This is a genomic window from Acidimicrobiales bacterium (genome assembly GCA_036378675.1).
In the GTDB taxonomy this organism is placed as follows: Bacteria; Actinomycetota; Acidimicrobiia; order Acidimicrobiales; family Palsa-688; genus DASUWA01.
Genome location: DASUWA010000004.1, coordinates 1 through 15,711, shown reverse-complemented (window position 1 = coordinate 15,711; position 15,711 = coordinate 1). Strand labels below are relative to the sequence as shown.

The 15,711-nt window shown below is 66.6% G+C and carries 16 protein-coding genes; 11 read left to right on the top strand and 5 right to left on the bottom strand.

Features of this window, described 5'->3' with window-relative positions; genetic code table 11:
• Positions 1 to 53 precede the first annotated feature (53 nt).
• From VFZ97_01080 to VFZ97_01070, 3 genes are read left to right on the top strand one after another with little or no spacing between them, the layout of a single operon-like run.
• Positions 54 to 1,415 carry a 3D domain-containing protein gene (locus VFZ97_01080; GenBank protein ID HEX6392000.1) on the top strand — a complete coding sequence of 454 codons (1,362 nt, stop codon included), beginning with the start codon at positions 54 to 56 and terminating at the stop codon, positions 1,413 to 1,415.
• Positions 1,416 to 1,451: 36 nt separating this feature from the next.
• On the top strand, positions 1,452 to 2,465 hold the full coding sequence (locus tag VFZ97_01075; protein HEX6391999.1) for a ferrochelatase: 1,014 nt from the start codon (positions 1,452 to 1,454) through the stop codon (positions 2,463 to 2,465).
• Positions 2,449 to 3,648, top strand: a complete 1,200-nt coding sequence (locus tag VFZ97_01070) for an acyl-CoA dehydrogenase family protein (GenBank protein ID HEX6391998.1) — start codon at positions 2,449 to 2,451, stop codon at positions 3,646 to 3,648. The genes VFZ97_01075 and VFZ97_01070 overlap by 17 nt, the downstream gene beginning before the upstream one ends.
• An 81-nt stretch (positions 3,649 to 3,729) precedes the next feature.
• On the opposite strand, the gene VFZ97_01065 is transcribed toward VFZ97_01070, so the two are convergent.
• A complete protein-coding gene (locus VFZ97_01065; GenBank protein ID HEX6391997.1) occupies positions 3,730 to 4,443 on the bottom strand; it encodes a PIG-L deacetylase family protein in 714 nt (237 codons plus the stop codon).
• A gap of 298 nt (positions 4,444 to 4,741) precedes the next feature.
• Here VFZ97_01065 and ahcY point away from each other — a divergent pair, with 298 nt between their 5' ends.
• From ahcY to VFZ97_01050, 3 genes are all read left to right on the top strand, one after another.
• On the top strand, positions 4,742 to 6,163 hold the full coding sequence (gene ahcY / locus VFZ97_01060) for an adenosylhomocysteinase (GenBank protein ID HEX6391996.1): 1,422 nt from the start codon (positions 4,742 to 4,744) through the stop codon (positions 6,161 to 6,163).
• Between the two features lie 7 nt (positions 6,164 to 6,170).
• Positions 6,171 to 6,710: a hypothetical protein gene (locus tag VFZ97_01055; GenBank protein HEX6391995.1), complete on the top strand. Its 540-nt coding sequence runs from the start codon at positions 6,171 to 6,173 to the stop codon at positions 6,708 to 6,710.
• A 117-nt stretch (positions 6,711 to 6,827) separates the two neighbouring features.
• Positions 6,828 to 6,959: a hypothetical protein gene (locus tag VFZ97_01050; protein HEX6391994.1), complete on the top strand. Its 132-nt coding sequence runs from the start codon at positions 6,828 to 6,830 to the stop codon at positions 6,957 to 6,959.
• A gap of 81 nt (positions 6,960 to 7,040) precedes the next feature.
• On the opposite strand, the gene VFZ97_01045 is transcribed toward VFZ97_01050, so the two are convergent.
• Both VFZ97_01045 and VFZ97_01040 read right to left on the bottom strand, forming a co-directional pair.
• A complete protein-coding gene (locus VFZ97_01045; protein HEX6391993.1) occupies positions 7,041 to 7,823 on the bottom strand; it encodes an enoyl-CoA hydratase/isomerase family protein in 783 nt (260 codons plus the stop codon).
• Between the two features lie 27 nt (positions 7,824 to 7,850).
• Positions 7,851 to 9,020 (bottom strand): pyridoxal phosphate-dependent aminotransferase, encoded by a 1,170-nt coding sequence (locus VFZ97_01040; GenBank protein HEX6391992.1) that lies wholly within the window; start codon positions 9,018 to 9,020, stop codon positions 7,851 to 7,853.
• Positions 9,021 to 9,298: 278 nt separating this feature from the next.
• On the opposite strand from VFZ97_01040, the gene VFZ97_01035 reads away from it, so the two are divergent.
• Positions 9,299 to 10,237, top strand: coding sequence for a transglycosylase family protein (locus VFZ97_01035; GenBank protein HEX6391991.1), 939 nt, complete (start codon positions 9,299 to 9,301; stop codon positions 10,235 to 10,237).
• A gap of 56 nt (positions 10,238 to 10,293) precedes the next feature.
• Positions 10,294 to 10,500 carry a hypothetical protein gene (locus tag VFZ97_01030; GenBank protein ID HEX6391990.1) on the top strand — a complete coding sequence of 69 codons (207 nt, stop codon included), beginning with the start codon at positions 10,294 to 10,296 and terminating at the stop codon, positions 10,498 to 10,500.
• A 169-nt stretch (positions 10,501 to 10,669) separates the two neighbouring features.
• On the opposite strand, the gene VFZ97_01025 is transcribed toward VFZ97_01030, so the two are convergent.
• Positions 10,670 to 12,724: an ATP-dependent helicase gene (locus VFZ97_01025; GenBank protein ID HEX6391989.1), complete on the bottom strand. Its 2,055-nt coding sequence runs from the start codon at positions 12,722 to 12,724 to the stop codon at positions 10,670 to 10,672.
• Between the two features lie 120 nt (positions 12,725 to 12,844).
• Here VFZ97_01025 and VFZ97_01020 point away from each other — a divergent pair, with 120 nt between their 5' ends.
• From VFZ97_01020 to VFZ97_01010, 3 genes are read left to right on the top strand one after another with little or no spacing between them, the layout of a single operon-like run.
• Entirely contained in the window at positions 12,845 to 13,441 is a 597-nt protein-coding gene (locus VFZ97_01020; protein HEX6391988.1) for a nucleoside triphosphate pyrophosphatase, read from the top strand.
• Positions 13,442 to 13,460: 19 nt separating this feature from the next.
• Positions 13,461 to 14,234, top strand: coding sequence for an acyl-CoA thioesterase domain-containing protein (locus tag VFZ97_01015; protein HEX6391987.1), 774 nt, complete (start codon positions 13,461 to 13,463; stop codon positions 14,232 to 14,234).
• Between the two features lie 21 nt (positions 14,235 to 14,255).
• Positions 14,256 to 14,951, top strand: a complete 696-nt coding sequence (locus VFZ97_01010; protein HEX6391986.1) for a nitroreductase family protein — start codon at positions 14,256 to 14,258, stop codon at positions 14,949 to 14,951.
• A gap of 9 nt (positions 14,952 to 14,960) precedes the next feature.
• Here the strand turns inward: VFZ97_01010 and VFZ97_01005 are convergent.
• Positions 14,961 to 15,711: aldehyde dehydrogenase family protein (locus VFZ97_01005; protein HEX6391985.1), on the bottom strand; the 751-nt coding region annotated here is incomplete at its 5' end.

Below are 15,711 nucleotides of genomic sequence, written 5' to 3'. Positions count from 1 at the left end.
GCTCTGAAGAGCTCTTCGCGGCCGGCGCGCTGACGAAAGGGTTCCCCCCCAAAGTGAACACAACTGAAAGCAGTCCCACGCCCGAATGCGGGGTTGGTACAGGCCGTCCTGATTTCGGCCGCACCAGCCCCAGACCCGCCGGCTTCCGCCGGCGCCGCCCCGGTCGCCTCCCCAAGCAGGTCGCCCTCGTGGCCGCCACTGCGGCAGCAGGCCCCCTTCTCCTGCTCGGAAACCAGACCCACCTGTCGCGGACGTCGGCGAACCCGGCCGTCCACACCCCCCTGCACATCAGCAACGCCGCCTACAGCGCTCCCTCACCGCCGGCGAACACCCCCGGTGCCGTGGCTGGATTCGGCTCGGCCGCCGGGCTCGGCGGACCGGGTGCCAACCTCACCAAGCCGGTAGCCGGGTTCGCGGCAACCCCGTCCAGCAACGGTTACTGGCTCACCGCCGGCGACGGCGGGGTGTTCAACTACGGCGACGCCGGGTACTTCGGATCGCTCGGCGGGATCCGCGTCAACTCCCCCATTGTCGGGATCGCCGCCACGCCAACCGGGAACGGATACTGGCTCGTCGGCTCCGACGGAGGTGTCTTCACATTTGGTGACGCCGGCTACTTCGGTTCAACCGGCGCTCAGCATCTCAACTCCCCGATCGTCGGGATCGCCTCGACGCACACCGGGCACGGGTACTGGCTGGTCGCGTCGGACGGCGGCGTCTTCACCTTTGGGGACGCGGCCTTTCACGGTTCGTTGGGCGGGGTGCAGCTCAACAAGCCGATCGTCGGCCTTGCGGGCACCCCGACCGGAGCCGGCTACTGGCTGGTCGGTTCCGACGGGGGTGTCTTCACCTTCGGAGACGCCGGCTACTTCGGTTCCACCGGCGCTCAGCATCTCAACGCCTCGATAGTGGGCATCGCCTCGTCGACAAGCGGCCGCGGGTACTGGCTCGCCGCGGCCGACGGCGGAGTCTTCAACTTCGGCGACGCGACTTATCTCGGTTCGCTCGCCACCGAGCCGTCCGGCACCCAGGTGGCAACCATCGGTGCCGCCCGGAACGGAGCCGGGTACTGGGCGGCGACCAGGCCAACTCCCCCTCCGCCCGATCCCCCGGCAACCGTAGGAGCCGCTTCGGTCGTCGGGCCGCAGGGACGGCCGCTCGGCACGTTCCTCGTCACCTGCTACGACCTGGGTGGCAACACGGCGACCGGCACCCCGGTCAACAGCCAAACCGTCGCAGTCGACCCGTCGGTGATCCCGCTCGGAAGCCACATCTACGTCGACGGCGCCGGAACTCGGATCGCACAGGACACCGGGGGCTCGATCGTCGGTCACCGCCTCGACATCTGGGAGCCCACGGCCGCGCAGTGCAACGCGTGGGGCGCCCAGAACCGTGAGGTGTGGTTGCAGAGCTGAGCACGGATTCCCGCACCGCCTCGTAGGCTCGGGGCGGTGAAGTTCGATGCCCTCGTGGTCGTATCTTTCGGTGGCCCCGAAGGCCCCGACGATGTCATGCCGTTCTTGCAGAACGTCGTCCGGGGCCGGGCCGTCCCGACGGAACGGCTCGAAAAGGTCGCCGGGCAGTACGACCGCTTCGGCGGGGTGAGCCCGATCAACGAGCTCAACCGCCGGCTCATCGACGACATCCGAAGAACCCTTACCGCGCAAGACCGCGAGCTGCCCGTCTACTGGGGAAACCGCAACTGGTACCCGTACCTCGATGATGTGATCGAGGAGATGCGCGACGACGCCATCGAACGGGCTGCTGCGTTTGTCACCTCGGCCTACTCGTCATACAGCAGCTGCCGGCAGTACATCGAGGACATCGAGGCGGCGCGGGAACGTGTCGGTCTCGACGCGCCCGAGGTCATCAAACTCCGACCTTTTTTCAACCATCCCGGATTCGTCGAGCCACTTGCCGACGGGTTGCGTGAGGCGCTCAAAGAGCACCCGGATGCTGCAGTACTGATGACAGCCCACAGCATCCCGGCGGCCATGGCAGGCGCGTCCGACTATGAACGCGAGCTTTGCGACGTTGCGAACGTCGTCGGCCAGAGCGCCGGCGCGCTCACCTGGCAGATCGTCTACCAGAGCCGTTCCGGGCGTCCCGGACAGCCGTGGCTCGGGCCGGACATCAACGACGCGATCAACGAACTGAACGACAAGACGAAGACGGTCGTCGTCGTGCCGATCGGTTTCGTCTCAGACCACATGGAAGTCGTGCACGACCTCGACCTCGTCGCGAAGGACACCGCCGCCAAACGCGGCATCGAGCTCATCAGGACGCCGACGCCCGGAACCGATCCGCGCTTCGCGGGCATGGTGCTTGACCTGGTGGCCGAAGCAGAGAATCCGGAGGTGACGCCGAAAGTGATCGGCGACTTACCAGCCTCACTGTTTCCGTGCCGGACCGGTTGCTGCCCTTCGGGATCGGTAGATTCGATCAACAGTGCCCAACCAACCTGACGCCCAAGAGCTCGACGCCCTGAGACGCGAGACCGGAGCGCGCCTGTCGCAGCTGCTCGAGCGCCGCGACTCCGCGGAACGCGTCGCCGTGCTCGGCGCCGGCAGTGACGACCTCGACTCGGGGCGCGCTTACCTCAAACTTCTCGCTGCCGGCGGGTTCGCGGTTCCGACCTGGCCCGTCGAGTACGGCGGGATGGGTCTCGGCAAGGCCGAAGCCAACGTGGTCAGGTCCGTCCTGTCGGGGTTCAAAGCACCGGACCTTTATCCGTTCCTCGTCGGCATCGACCTGGTCGGGCCGACCATTCTCGCCCACGGGAACGTGGAGCAGAAGGCGCGCTGGCTCCCACCCTTGCGAAGCGGCGAGGAGATCTGGTGCCAGATGTTCTCAGAGCCTGACGCCGGCTCCGATCTCGCCGGGCTCAAGGCGCGGGCAACGAGGGACGGTGATGGATGGAGAATCACCGGATCGAAGGTGTGGACGTCGAGGGCTCATTACTCCGAGTGGGGTCTGTTGTTGGCGAGACACGATCCGAGCATTCCCAAGCACAAGGGCATCACCGCGTTCGGTCTCGACATGTCGTCGCGAGGCGTGACAGTGCGGCCGCTCGTGCAGATGAACCGCGACGCTCATTTCAACGAAGTGTTCATGGACGACGTGTGGCTTCCCGACACCGACAGGATCGGTGATATCGGGCAGGGCTGGGCGGTCGGGATCACCTGCCTTTCCTTCGAGCGCGGAGCACTTGGGGGCGGGCTTGGGGTCACTTTCGATCAGATGCGCCGGCTCGCCGCGAGGATCCCAGATTCAGCGTCACCCGCGGTTCTTCGCGATCAACTCGCCTCCCGGATCGCGGAGTACAGGATCGCCGGCTGGTCTGCGGAGAGAGCAAAGGCGGAGCGGGCCGCCGGGCGGCCGCCCGGTCCGGAGGATTCGCTGTCGAAGCTGCGCGGCACGGCGTTCATAAAGAAACTGGCATCGCTAGGGATGACGACCGAGGGTGCGGAAGCAACCGTTGGTGCGGATGATCCGGACGAGTGGGAGACGATGTTCTTGATGAGCCCGTCGTTGTCGATTCGTGGCGGCACCGACGAGATCCAACACAACATCCTCGGAGAGAGGGTCCTCGGGCTGCCGCCCGAGCCGAGGGTCGACAAGGACAAGCCGTTCTCGGAAACTCTGTAATCGAGCCCGGCCGGGGCCCTAACCCGGCCTCCTCCGGGAGCGTGGGGGCCCCTGCCCCACGCCCGGCCGTGCTGATGCGATCTAACCGGTAACGATGCGACGGAAGCCTTCGGCGAGACGACCGTCTACCCATCCAGCCCGTCGTCCGTTGTCGGAGAGAAACGTGCGGACGAAGTCGGTCAGCTCCCCCTCGCGGTCGCCGATCTGGCTGACGTGAGAGCGCAGCGCGGCCATCTTGCGATCGAATGTATCGGTGACATCCACGTAGGTGTCGGACGAGGGTGCCCCCATGAGCCATACCTCTGGCACCGTGTGAGGCTGGAAGCCGGCCTCCGCCAGCTCGGGGAACGCGAAGATGTTGCGGGCGTCCGGATAGACGGCGCACATCGCGGCTTCGCCGACCGCGAGATGGTCCGGGTGGCTGGCGAAGATCCGGTCCCACATGCGATCAGGGCTCGGGGCCAGAACGCGCTGCGGGCGGGTCTCTCGGATAACCCGGGTGATGTCCTTGCGCAGCTCGATCGACGCCTCGACCTGCCCGTCCGGGTACCCGAGCCACACCAGTTCCTTGACCCCCACCTCCGCCGCGGCCGCCTCTTGCTCCTTCCGGCGAATCACGCGCATCTGGTCCCGGGATACCGATGGATCCGAGCCGCCGGCAGCCCCGTCCGTCACTACGCAATACGTCACCGTGGCACCGGCGTCGGTCCAACGGGCAACGCTCCCCGCGGCACCGAAGTCGACGTCGTCGGGATGGGCAAACACGACCAGGATGCGATCGGGAACGTCTTCCACGGGTTGAACGTACCGTGAGTTCGACACGGATGGGGCCCTCAACCGCAAGGTATGCTGGCGGTGTCCGGGCCGACCAGACGGGAAGGGCCTGAAGGCCCCGGCCCGGCGAGCGTGTTGCGTCGCGCTCCGAGCTGAGTTTTGTATGACATTCGGTTTCTTCGGGACATCCGGGGCGCTTAGCCGCTCATTTGTCCCTCAAAAGCGAGATGTCCCACAAAACCATCTACCGGAGAGCGACTCGTCCCACGCAAAGCCGATCCCGTCAAGACCTGGAACTCATCAAAAAAGGAGGCCACCAATGGCCGACCCGTCCTCTCCCCCATACAAGGTCGCCGACATCAGCCTCGCCGACTTCGGCCGCAGGGAGATCAACCTCGCCGAGGTGGAGATGCCCGGCCTGATGTCGCTGCGGGCCGAATACGGCGACAGCAAGCCACTCGCCGGCGCACGCATCAGCGGCTCGCTGCACATGACCGTCCAGACGGCCGTGCTCATCGAGACCCTCGTCCATCTAGGCGCCGAGGTTCGCTGGGCGAGTTGCAACATCTTCTCCACGCAGGATCACGCTGCGGCGGCGATCGCCAAGGCGGGCATCCCAGTCTTCGCCTGGAAGGGTGAGACCCTCGAGGAGTACTGGTGGTCCACCGAACAGGCTCTCCGGTGGCCCGATGGAGAGGGCCCCAACATGATCCTCGACGATGGTGGCGACGCCACTTTGCTGGTGCATCTCGGTGTCGAGTCCGAGCGCGACGGGAAGACCCCCGACCTCGGTCCGGAAGACTCGGAGGAGTACGGCATCATCCTCGGCACGCTGAACAAGACGCTGCGCGAAGACGGCAAGCTTTGGACCCGAACTGCAGAGGCGATCAAAGGCGTAACCGAGGAAACCACCACAGGCGTCCACCGTCTCTATCAACGTCACGAGGAGGGAACCCTGCTGTTCCCCGCCATCAACGTCAACGACTCGGTGACCAAGTCGAAGTTCGACAACCTCTACGGTTGCCGTCACTCGCTCATCGACGGCATCAACCGGGCCACCGATGTGATGATCGCCGGCAAGGTCGCGGTGGTCTGCGGATTCGGGGACGTGGGCAAGGGGTGCGCGCAATCGCTCCGCGGCCAAGGTGCCCGCGTCATCGTCACCGAGGTCGACCCGATCTGTGCTTTGCAGGCCGCGATGGAGGGCTACCAGGTGCTCACCCTCGACGACGTCGTCGGCACAGCAGACGTATTCGTGACCGCCACCGGCAACCGCGACATCATCCCCGTCGACCTGATGTCTCGGATGAAGCACAACGCGATCGTGTGCAACATCGGCCACTTCGACAACGAGATCGACATGGCCGGCCTAGCCCGTTTCCCCGGCATAAAGCGCACCAACATCAAGCCACAAGTCGACTCTTGGGACTTTCCCGACGGGCACTCGGTGATAATCCTCGCCGAAGGACGTCTGGTGAACCTGGGCTGCGCAACCGGGCATCCGAGCTTCGTCATGTCGGCGAGTTTCACCAACCAGGTTCTCGCGCAGATCGAGCTGTTCACCCGGACCGAGCACTATCCGACCGGTGTGTACGTGCTTCCCCGGCACCTCGACGAGAAGGTCGCCCGGCTGCACCTCGACAAGCTCGGCGTCCGGCTGACCCAGATGACCGACAAGCAGGCCGCGTACCTCGGAGTCGACCCGGGCGGTCCGTTCAAGTCGGAGCTGTACCGGTACTGAGCCGATCGTGAGCGAGACGGTCGGGGTCTACCCGGGCACGTTCGACCCTCCGACGGTCGCCCACGTGGCGATCGCCGAGGCGGCGTGGCGGCAGGGTGGCCTCGACCGGCTCGTCCTCGCTGTCTCGAACTCCCCACTCGGAAAAAAGGACTCGGGCGTCTCTCAGCTCGACCAACGTGTCCGGCTCCTCGACGCGGTCGCAGCAACGAGGACATGGCTCTCGGTCGCCGTCAACGACGGCGGCCTGATCTCCGACATCGCCGCCGGCTACGACGCGGTGGTGCTCGGCAGCGACAAGTGGCTCCAGGTCACCGATCCCGGCTGGTACGGCGGGTCGGGCTCCGCGCGTGATGCTGCCGTGGCCCTGCTTCCCCGCGTACTCCTCGCGCCACGACACGGCGTCGTGCCTGCGGACCTTCCCGCCGGCGCGCTGGTGCTGCAACTTCCTTTGGAGCACGGAATCGTGTCGTCGAGCGGCGTTCGCGACGGCAACATCGAGTGGCTGGCCGAGGACGCTCTCGACCTGTGGACCCCGCCTATTCCCTGAGGGGAATGAAGGGGGTGCTGGCCGCGGCCGAGGTCGCGCCATTACCCTTACTCGGATGCGTATCGCCGGCCCCGACAACGCGTGAGTCTTTTGGTTCTTGCAGGCATTTGTCTCGGGGTGGCGCAGCTGCTCGGAATCTACGGACTGCTCACCCGTAAGGCGGATCTCATCTTCGCCGTCGTGATGGTGGCGTTGCTGGCGGCCGCGGTAATCCTGGGTCTCGACTGGGCGTACCACCGGGTCCACTGAGCACGGCCGGGTAGGGAAAATCGATCATGGTCGATTTTCGCTACCCACTAAGGCTCCCCGCTGCTGCGAGGAAGCCGGCGGTCAGCGCCCGGTGAAGACCGGATCCCGTCTCTCGAAGCTTGCCTTGGTGCCTTCGGCGAAGTCGGCGGTGGTGCGAAGGCGGGTCTGCTCGGCGTCCTCCCGCTCGGTCGCGCGAGCAACCTCGTCGGCCAGATTCCCGCGCATCGTCTGACGGATCGACCGGACCGCGAGGGGCGCCGAGCCGGCGATCTCCCTGGCCAGCTCCCTCGCCGCGGCGCGCAGGCCGTCAAGGGGTGCAAGCCGGTCGAGCAGGCCAATGCGCGCCGACTCTTCGCCGCCGATCCGCCGGCCCGTGTAAAGCATCTCGAGCGCGCGCTGCTCCCCGACAATGCGCGGCAACGTGACGGTCAAACCGAAACCCTGATGAAAGCCGAGCCGCGCGAAGTTGGCCGCGAAGCGCGCTTCGGGGGCTCCCACACGAAAGTCGGCCGAACAAGCCACGCCGAGCCCGCCACCGATGGCAGCGCCCTGGACGGCTACGACCACGGGGAGTTCCGCCCGGAAGAGCCGAACGGCTTCTTGGTAGAGGGTCATCACGCCCTCCGTGGGCAGAGGCGCGGCGTCGCTCTCCTGATGAAAATCAGCGCCGGCGCAGAAATGCTTTCCTTCGGAGCAGAGGAGGATCGCGCGGCAGGAGGGATCTTTGTCGAGCGCCGAGTAAGCGTCGGCGAGGTTGCGGATGAGCGAGGCATCGAAGAAGTTGTTTGGTGGGCGATGGATCTCAACCTCTGCAACGAAGTCTTCGCCGACATCCACTGTCACGTCACCAAAGCGTTCTGCCATCAGGGGGCCAGGGTAGCTGGGCGGGCCTTACTTCGATACGAGCGCGAGCCTGCGCGCGGCTTCCTCGAGAACTTCGAGGCGCTTGCAGAACGCGAAGCGAACGAGCGGTCGCGGTGCAGTCGGGTCGTCGTAGAACGCCGATGCGGGAACCGCAACCACGCTGGAGCGCGCGGGGAGGTTGAGGCAGAACTCGCGTCCGTCTTTTTCTCCCAACGGGCTGATGTCGGCCACGACGAAGTAGGTGGCGGCCGGCCGGTGGACCTCGAGCCCTGCCTTTTCGAGGCCCGCGCAGAGAATGTCCCGGCGCTGCTTCAAAGCGTCGGCGGCGCCTCGGAAGTAGGTGTCGGGAAGCGACAGTCCGGCCGCCACGGCCGGCTGGAAGGGACCCGCGTTTACGTAAGTGAGGAACTGCTTAACGGCGCGGACCGCGCCGACGAGCTCGGGTGTGCCGGTCACCCAGCCGACCTTCCACCCAGTGACCGAGAAGGTCTTGCCGGCGCTGGAGATGGACACGGTGCGCTCAGCCATGCCGGGCAGGGTGGCCAGCGGAATGTGATTCCCGTCGAAGATCAGGTGCTCGTAGACCTCGTCGGTGACCGCGATCAGGTCGCGTTCGGCGCACAGACGGGCGACGGCCTCCAGCAGGTCGCGAGGGAAAACGGTTCCGGTGGGGTTGTGCGGAGAGTTGACGATGATCAGCCGGGTCCGGGGGGTGATGGCGGCCGCGAGCCGGTCGGGGTCGAACGTCCAAACCGGCGGCTCGAGCGGAACCGGGACAGGCTGGGCGCCGGCGATGGCGACCGCGGCCTTGTAAGAGTCGTAGAAGGGCTCGAACAGGATCACCTCGTCGCCCCGGTCGCAGAGAGCTATGACAGCCGCGGTGATCGCTTCGGTCGCCCCCGCGGTGACCAGCACCTGCGTGTCCGGGTCGACATCCACCCCGTAGAACCGCTTCTGGTGACCTGCGATCGCGTGGCGGAGCTCGGCGGCGCCGATGCCCGGCGGGTACTGGTTGCGGCCGGACCGGATCGCCTCGACTGCTGCCTCGAGGACCTCCGGTGGCCCGTCCTCGTCCGGAAAACCCTGGCCGAGGTTGATCGAGCCCGTCCTCTCTGCCAAAGCGGACATCTCCGCGAAAACTGTCGTCCCGAAGGCTTGGTACCTCGGGTTGAGAAACGGCCTCCCGGGGCTGCCCATGACCGGTCAGGGTAGGGCGGCTAGGAAGACGGAGAATTTTCTCCGGATCGGACTTCGGGTCCTCGACGGTGGCCGTGCGAGCAGTCCTGGGCGCCCCCTAGCGGCGATTCGCCGGGGGCGCCGGCGGGTATTGGCTACGAATGGTTGCCGCGTCCCTGCGGGGGCTCCCGCAGTTGGACTCGGCCGCGGGAAGGCGGCTAGGTTCGTCCACCGACTTGATACGCATCGCGAGGCTCCTACGAGCCGCGCCCGCCTCCGGCTTTCGCGGACGTGGCTTCGTGAAGCGGACGATGGCAGGAAGGATCGTTGCCGTTGTCTTGTTCGGCGCGCCCCTGGTGCTGTCGGGATTGGGGCCCTCCACGTGGGCGGGCGCGGATCCGAGCGGAAACGGCGGCGCCCAGATCGGGGCCACAAAACAGCAGATCGCGGCCCTGCAGGGCCAGGTCTCGGCCGGCGCCAGCGCCATCCACAGCCTCGCACTCGCCTACGACCAGGCGAGCCTGCAGGCCGAGATACTGGGCCAGCAGGTGGCCTCAGACGAGGCGCAGATCGCCCAACTTCGAGAGAAGGTCTCGACCGACGAGAATGCGCTGCGCAAGGAGGCGATCCTGAGCTACACCGGCGGGACGGTCACCTCGACCGGAAACCTGCCCGCGGGCGCGGATCCCTCGATCCGGGCCGAATACCTGCAGGTGGCGACTGGTGACATGACCGACACCGTCGACCAGTACCGCTTCGAGCAGACCCAGCTGAGCGCCGCGGCGGCCAACCTGGAGCGCCAGGAGCTGGCCACCCAGGCTGCCGCCGACAAGGTTTCCGCCGTCAGGGCGGCGGCCCTCCGAGAGGCCGAGGCCGAGCAGGCTCAGTTAACGAGCCTGCAGAGCAAGCTCGGGTCCCTCGAGGCTGCCCGGACGCAAGGTCTGCCGGTGAACGGCGGCATCGTGACCGTCGTCCGCTCCCTAGTTTCGGGCGGGGGCGCCGGGGGCGTCTGGCTCCAGCTTCGCCAATGCGAGTCGGGCGACAACTACCAGGCCAACACCGGCAACGGCTTCTACGGGGCCTACCAGTTCAGCCAGTCGACGTGGAGCAACCTCGGCTACCCCGGGCGCGCCGACCTCGAACCTCCAGGGATGCAGGACCAGGCGGCCCAGAAGCTCCAGTCTGAGTCGGGCTGGGGCCAGTGGCCGGCTTGCTCTGCAGCGCTCGGCCTTTCCTGATCAGCGGGGGCATCCACCGGCTGGCCTTATGAGCGCGTTACGGTTCCAGACCCACCATGGCCGACGACATCTCACTGTCCGATAGCTCCACCTTCAGCTGCCCCCGGTGCAACGCCGAGGTGACCGAGAGGTTCTGGGGTCCGTGTGGGTCGTGCCGAGAAGCGCTGGTCAGCTCGATCAGGGGCGACGCTCATGACGTGCAATCCGACCGATTCGAACCGGTGTCGAATGTGACCCCGAACTTCGTGGCGACCAAGGACTGATCTACCACTCCTCATCGCCGAGGAAACGAGCGTCGGCGTCCCCCGCCCCGCAACGGGCGTTCGAGCAGCAACCGATAACCCGCTGCCCGAAGGGCGGCGGGTTGCCCGAGGCCCTCGGGCCTCGGCGGCCTTTCTTCGCCTGCACCCACCTCCCTGCCCACGACGGCGCCTACCACAGCCCCCTGAGCGACTCGTCGACCGCCGCCGGCAAGGCCACCGCCGGCGCCGGCAGAGCGAGATCTTCGTCTCGCGCTCTCACCGGGCGGTGTTCAAGGAGCAGATCGACCTCCGGCGGCAGAAAACGACTTCGCTGCGCGTAGCTGTGCTTGTCCCCTCGCCCGAACGGCCCGCTGTGGTGGTAGCGCAGGGGTGCATAAATATGCAGATGCTCCTTGGCTCGGGTGACCGCCACGTAGAAAAGGCGCCTCTCCTCTTCGATCTCCCCGCGGCTGCCGGTCGCCATATCCGAGGGGAACCTTCCCTCGGCAGCGTCGATGATGTGCACGACCCGCCACTCGCCTCCTTTCGCGGAATGCACCGTCGACAGGATCACGTAGTCGTCGTCGAGGAGCGGCGGACCTGCCAGGTCACCAGTCGACGCCGGCGGGTCGAGGGTCAGCTCCGCAACCATCCGCGCCGTGGTCTCGTAGCCCGAGGCCAGCCGCCCCAAGGCGTCCAGGTCTCGTAGGCGAACATCGGGGTTGTCGTAGCGGCGCCGGAGCAGGGGGTCCAAGCCCTCGCGCAGCCTGTCTACCTGAGCGCCCGGAGACCAGGTCTCCCCCCTGCAATCGGAAAGGGCGCCGCCGAGGGACTGGAAATCCCCCGAAGCCCGGACGGGAAGGCACTCGCCGGTTTCGAGGAACACCGCGAGCGGGTCACCCATATCCGAAGACACGCCGATTCGCTCCATCACCTTCCGAGCGCCCGCCGGCCCAACACCCTCCATCAGCTGAAGCAGGCGGTACCACGCGAGCCCGTCCTTCGGGTTGTCGAGGACGCGCAAGGCGGCGAGTAAGTCCCTGATGTGCGCTGCCTCGAGGAAACGCAGCCCTCCGTACTTCACGAACGGGATCCCCCGCCGGCGAAGTTCCACCTCCAGCAGGTCACTGTGATGAGCAGACCTGAACAGCACCGCCTGGTCTCGCAACGCGACACCCGCCTCGTGATGCTCGAGGATCACGTCCGCAACCGCATCAGCTTGTGATGCCTCGTCGGGGCACGTCGCAAGCACCGGCCTGCCTCCACCGGCCTGCTCGGTCCACAGGTGCTTGCTGTAGCCCTCGCTCGCTTGCGCGAGCACCGCATTGGCCAGGTCGAGGATCGGCTGCGTGGAGCGGTAGTTGCGCTCGAGCTTCACCAAAGTCGTTCCGGGGAAGAGCGCCGGGAAGTCAAGCATGTTGCGCACAGTCGCCGCCCTGAACGAGTAGATCGACTGCGCGTCGTCGCCGACGACCGTCAATTGGCGGCCGCGGGGCCGCAACGCCATGACGATCTCGCCCTGCAGCAGGTTGGTGTCCTGGTACTCGTCGACCAGTACGTGGTCGTAAGCGCGCGCGAGCGCCTCGCCCACCGCGGCATCCGCCGCCGCGGCACGCCAGTAAAGCAACAGGTCGTCGAAGTCGAGCAGCGACTGTGCCCTCTTCCTGCTGGTGTACACGGAAAAAACCTCCCCGATCGTCTGCTCATGCTCCTGCACCCAGGGAAAGTGCCGGCGCAGCACGGGTCCGAGAGGCTCCTGCGCGCTGATCACCCGCGAATAGACCGACGCCAGGGTGTCCTTCCTCGGAAAACGACGCCTCCGCTGGCCTGTCCCATCCTCGGCCCCTCCCACTTCCTGCCTCGCCAGGTGCATGAGGTCCGCGGCGTCACCCTGGTCGATGACGGTGAAACCGTCCCCCAATCCAAGAGCATCGGCGTGCTGCCGGAGTAGCCGGTGAGCTACCGAGTGGAAAGTGCCGGCGTGAACTCGCCTGGCGACCTCGGGACCCACCAAAGGTGCCAGTCGGCGGATCATCTCCTCCGCAGCGCGCCGGCTGAACGTGACGAGCAGGATCCGGTCCGGCGCGGTTCCGGTGTCGACCAGTCGAGCGAGCCGAGCAACCAGCGTCCGCGTCTTGCCGGTGCCTGCGCCGGCGACGATGAGCAGCGGCCCGTCCTCGTGCTCGACCGCCCCTCGCTGCACCTCGTCGAGACCCAGAGCCCATCTCGGCGCGTCTTCCGTCATTGACCGAAGGTTAGCCCCTTGGACCGAACGCCTGTTCGACCTGAGTGGGTAGAGTTTGGGAACCCTGGTTCCTTTTCCCTACCCGGTCACGCGGTGAAGGCCGGCCCTAGCCTCTTCCGCATGGACCGCCGGCTCGTCCTCGCCTCTGCATCGGAATCGCGCCGGCGCCTGCTGGAGGACGCCGGCTTCGCGCCCGAGATCGTCCCGAGCCACGTCGACGAGGAGGGCGTGGATCACCTGAAGCCGGGCGAAGCGGTCCTCGAGCTGGCCAAGCGGAAAGCCCGGGCGGTGGCATCGAAGCTGCCCCAAGGTGCTGACCTCGTGCTCGCCTGCGACTCGCTCCTCGAAATCGAGGGGACGGCACCCGGAAAACCACTCTCCCCCGACGAAGCCACCGCCCGCTGGAGGCAGATGCGCGGCCGCGCCGGAGTGCTGCATACCGGGCACTGTGTCATCGACACCGCGACGGGATCAGAGGCCTCGGCCACCGATGGAACGACGGTCTGGTTCGGCGACCCTTCCGATAAGGAAATCGCCGCTTACGTAGCGACCGACGAACCGTTGCACGTTTCCGGAGCGTTCACCCTCGAAGGCCGTTCGGCTCCGTGGATCGAGAGGATCGAGGGTAATGACGGAACGGTCCGCGGTCTGTCGCTCCCGGTGCTCCGCCGCTTGCTCGCCGAGCTAGGCATCGACCTGGTCGACCTCTGGCGCTGACCGCGGGCAGACTGCCGCGGTGAAGTTCGCCGAAATGATGACCCTTTACGAACGCGAGCCGGACATGTACGTCGGGACCGGACCGAGCTATCCGTGGGGCGGCCTGTACGGAGGCCAGATCGTCGCCCAGGCACTCGGGGCTGCGGCGGCGACCGTGGAGCCGGCGTTTCGGGTCCACTCCCTTCACGCCTACTTCATCAGGCGAGGTGACGCGAGCGAGCCGATCCGCTTCGACGTCGACCGGCTGCGCAACGGTCGGAACTTCGTCACGAGGGCTGTCGTCGCGCGCCAGTCGATGGGGGCGATCCTTCACATGTCGGCCTCTTTCACCCAGGTCGTCTCCGATCGGTACTGGGTGCCCTCCCCGTTCCCCACGACACCCGATCCTGACGCAGTCCCCGACAACAGCTGGAGCCCTCTCTTCGAACGCCGCTTCGTACAAGAGAGCGAAGGGCGCGCGATGGCGTGGCTCAGAGTCCCGGACGTCGTAGCAGACGACGCGGTCCTGGCCGCGTCGGCTCTCGCCTATCTGTCCGACGACCTCGCGACAGACGCAGTCCGTTCGCAGCAGCAGTCCTTGGATGGCGTCGCCGGACGCCACTGGAACGGGATCAGCCTGGACCACGCCATCTGGTTCCATCATCCGTTTCCGGCGGACGCCTGGCAGCTGCACGACTTTCGCTGCGAAGGTTTAGGCACGCCTCGAGGCTTGGCGGTGGGCCAGGTTTACGCGTCCGACGGCACCCATCTCGCCACGGTCGCCCAGGAAGTGTTGCTGCGCAGGGTCGAGTAGCGAAGCGGGATACCTTTTCTTATGGACCTGGAACGGGCTCTCCAGACGACAGGGGCAGTACGCGACTTCGCCGAGCACCCGGTGCCCGACGAGGTCGTCTATCGCATACTCGATGTGGCCCGCTACGCCCCGAGCGGAGGTAACCGCCAAGCGTGGAAGGTGATCCTCGTCAAGGACCGTGATACCAAGCGCCGTCTGCGCGACCTCTACCTCGAAGGCTGGTACGAGTACATGGCGCTGGGTTCGGCCGGGCTGGTTCCGTGGGCACCGGTCACCGATCGGGAGGCCGAGGCCCGCGCGTTGCAAGAGGCGCCGAAGATCGCTGCCCAGTCGGCAGCCGGACCGGCCGGGTTCGCCGAGAACCTCGACTCCGCTCCGGTGATCCTTGTGCTCCTAGCAAACCTTCGCGGCCTGGCCGCGGTCGATCGCGACCTCGACCGTTACACGTTCATCGGGGGTGCATCGATCTACCCGTTCGCGTGGAGCATCCTCCTGGAAGCTCACAACGTGGGCATCGGCGGGGTGTTCACGAGCATGCTCGCTCACAGCGAATCGGAAGTGCTGAAAGTCCTGGGGGCGCCCGACGGGTGGGCGGTCGCCGGCGCGCTCGTGCTCGGTTACCCGAAGGACGGTAAACGACCGACCAGGCTGCGGCGTGCGGAAGTCGAAACATTCGCAACGGTGGATCGTTTTGACGGCCCCGAGCTGAGCGCCTGACCGTTCGGTTCAGAGCATTCCGAGCGGCACCAAACCCGGGCGGCGGTTGGTCACGTTTCCGTGGCGGTGGCGGGTTTCGCTCACCGCCTGCTCCCTGACCCACCGAAGGATCTCCCGTCGTGGGTCGAGGACAACCGGGATGTCATCAACCCAAAGACCGGCATCCCGCGCCACCGTCCGCAACCTCATGTCCGCCATCCCGATCAACCGAACCTTGTCGACCCCGCCGGCGAGCACCGCGTCGGCAGCCTCCGCGTGAGCAACAACCTTCACCGCTACGCCGCACACCGAAGCCGCCGCGAGCGCGAGCTCGACCTCCTTCTCGCCGGCCGCGAGCCCGGCGCAAAGCAGAACCGAACGAAGCGGCACATAACGAAAAACGTTCGACTCGGCGACGAGACCAGTGAAATCGACCGGCGACCGCATTCGCTCCCACGCGTCCGCGCATTGCGACCGAAACTGGTCGACGGCTATAAGCAGCGAACCCGCGGGTTCCCACGACCCCAGGCTCGCCACGTAGTTGGGACCCCCGGCTTTGGCGCCGGCACCGACGACCGAGTGCTTCCACCCGCCGAAGGGCTGCCGGCGCACGATCGCTCCGGTGATCCCTCGGTTCACGTAGAGGTTCCCCGCGTGCACCCGATCGCGCCACTGCGAGATCTCCAGCGGATCCAGCGCGTGCAGCCCCGCAGTCAGCCCATATAAAGGAGTGTTCTGAAACTCGATCGCCTCGTCCAGATCCCGAGCGCGCATCACGCCG

Excerpts from the sequence above, each read along its gene's own strand:
- ahcY (HEX6391996.1), top strand. The coding sequence starts at position 4,742 with ATGGCCGACCCGTCCTCTCCCCCATACAAGGTCGCCGACATCAGCCTC.
- VFZ97_01045 (HEX6391993.1), bottom strand. The coding sequence starts at position 7,823 with ATGGCAGAACGCTTTGGTGACGTGACAGTGGATGTCGGCGAAGACTTC.
- VFZ97_01040 (HEX6391992.1), bottom strand. The coding sequence starts at position 9,020 with ATGGGCAGCCCCGGGAGGCCGTTTCTCAACCCGAGGTACCAAGCCTTC.
- VFZ97_01030 (HEX6391990.1), top strand. The coding sequence starts at position 10,294 with ATGGCCGACGACATCTCACTGTCCGATAGCTCCACCTTCAGCTGCCCC.
- VFZ97_01025 (HEX6391989.1), bottom strand. The coding sequence starts at position 12,724 with ATGACGGAAGACGCGCCGAGATGGGCTCTGGGTCTCGACGAGGTGCAG.
- VFZ97_01020 (HEX6391988.1), top strand. The coding sequence starts at position 12,845 with ATGGACCGCCGGCTCGTCCTCGCCTCTGCATCGGAATCGCGCCGGCGC.
- VFZ97_01010 (HEX6391986.1), top strand. The coding sequence starts at position 14,256 with ATGGACCTGGAACGGGCTCTCCAGACGACAGGGGCAGTACGCGACTTC.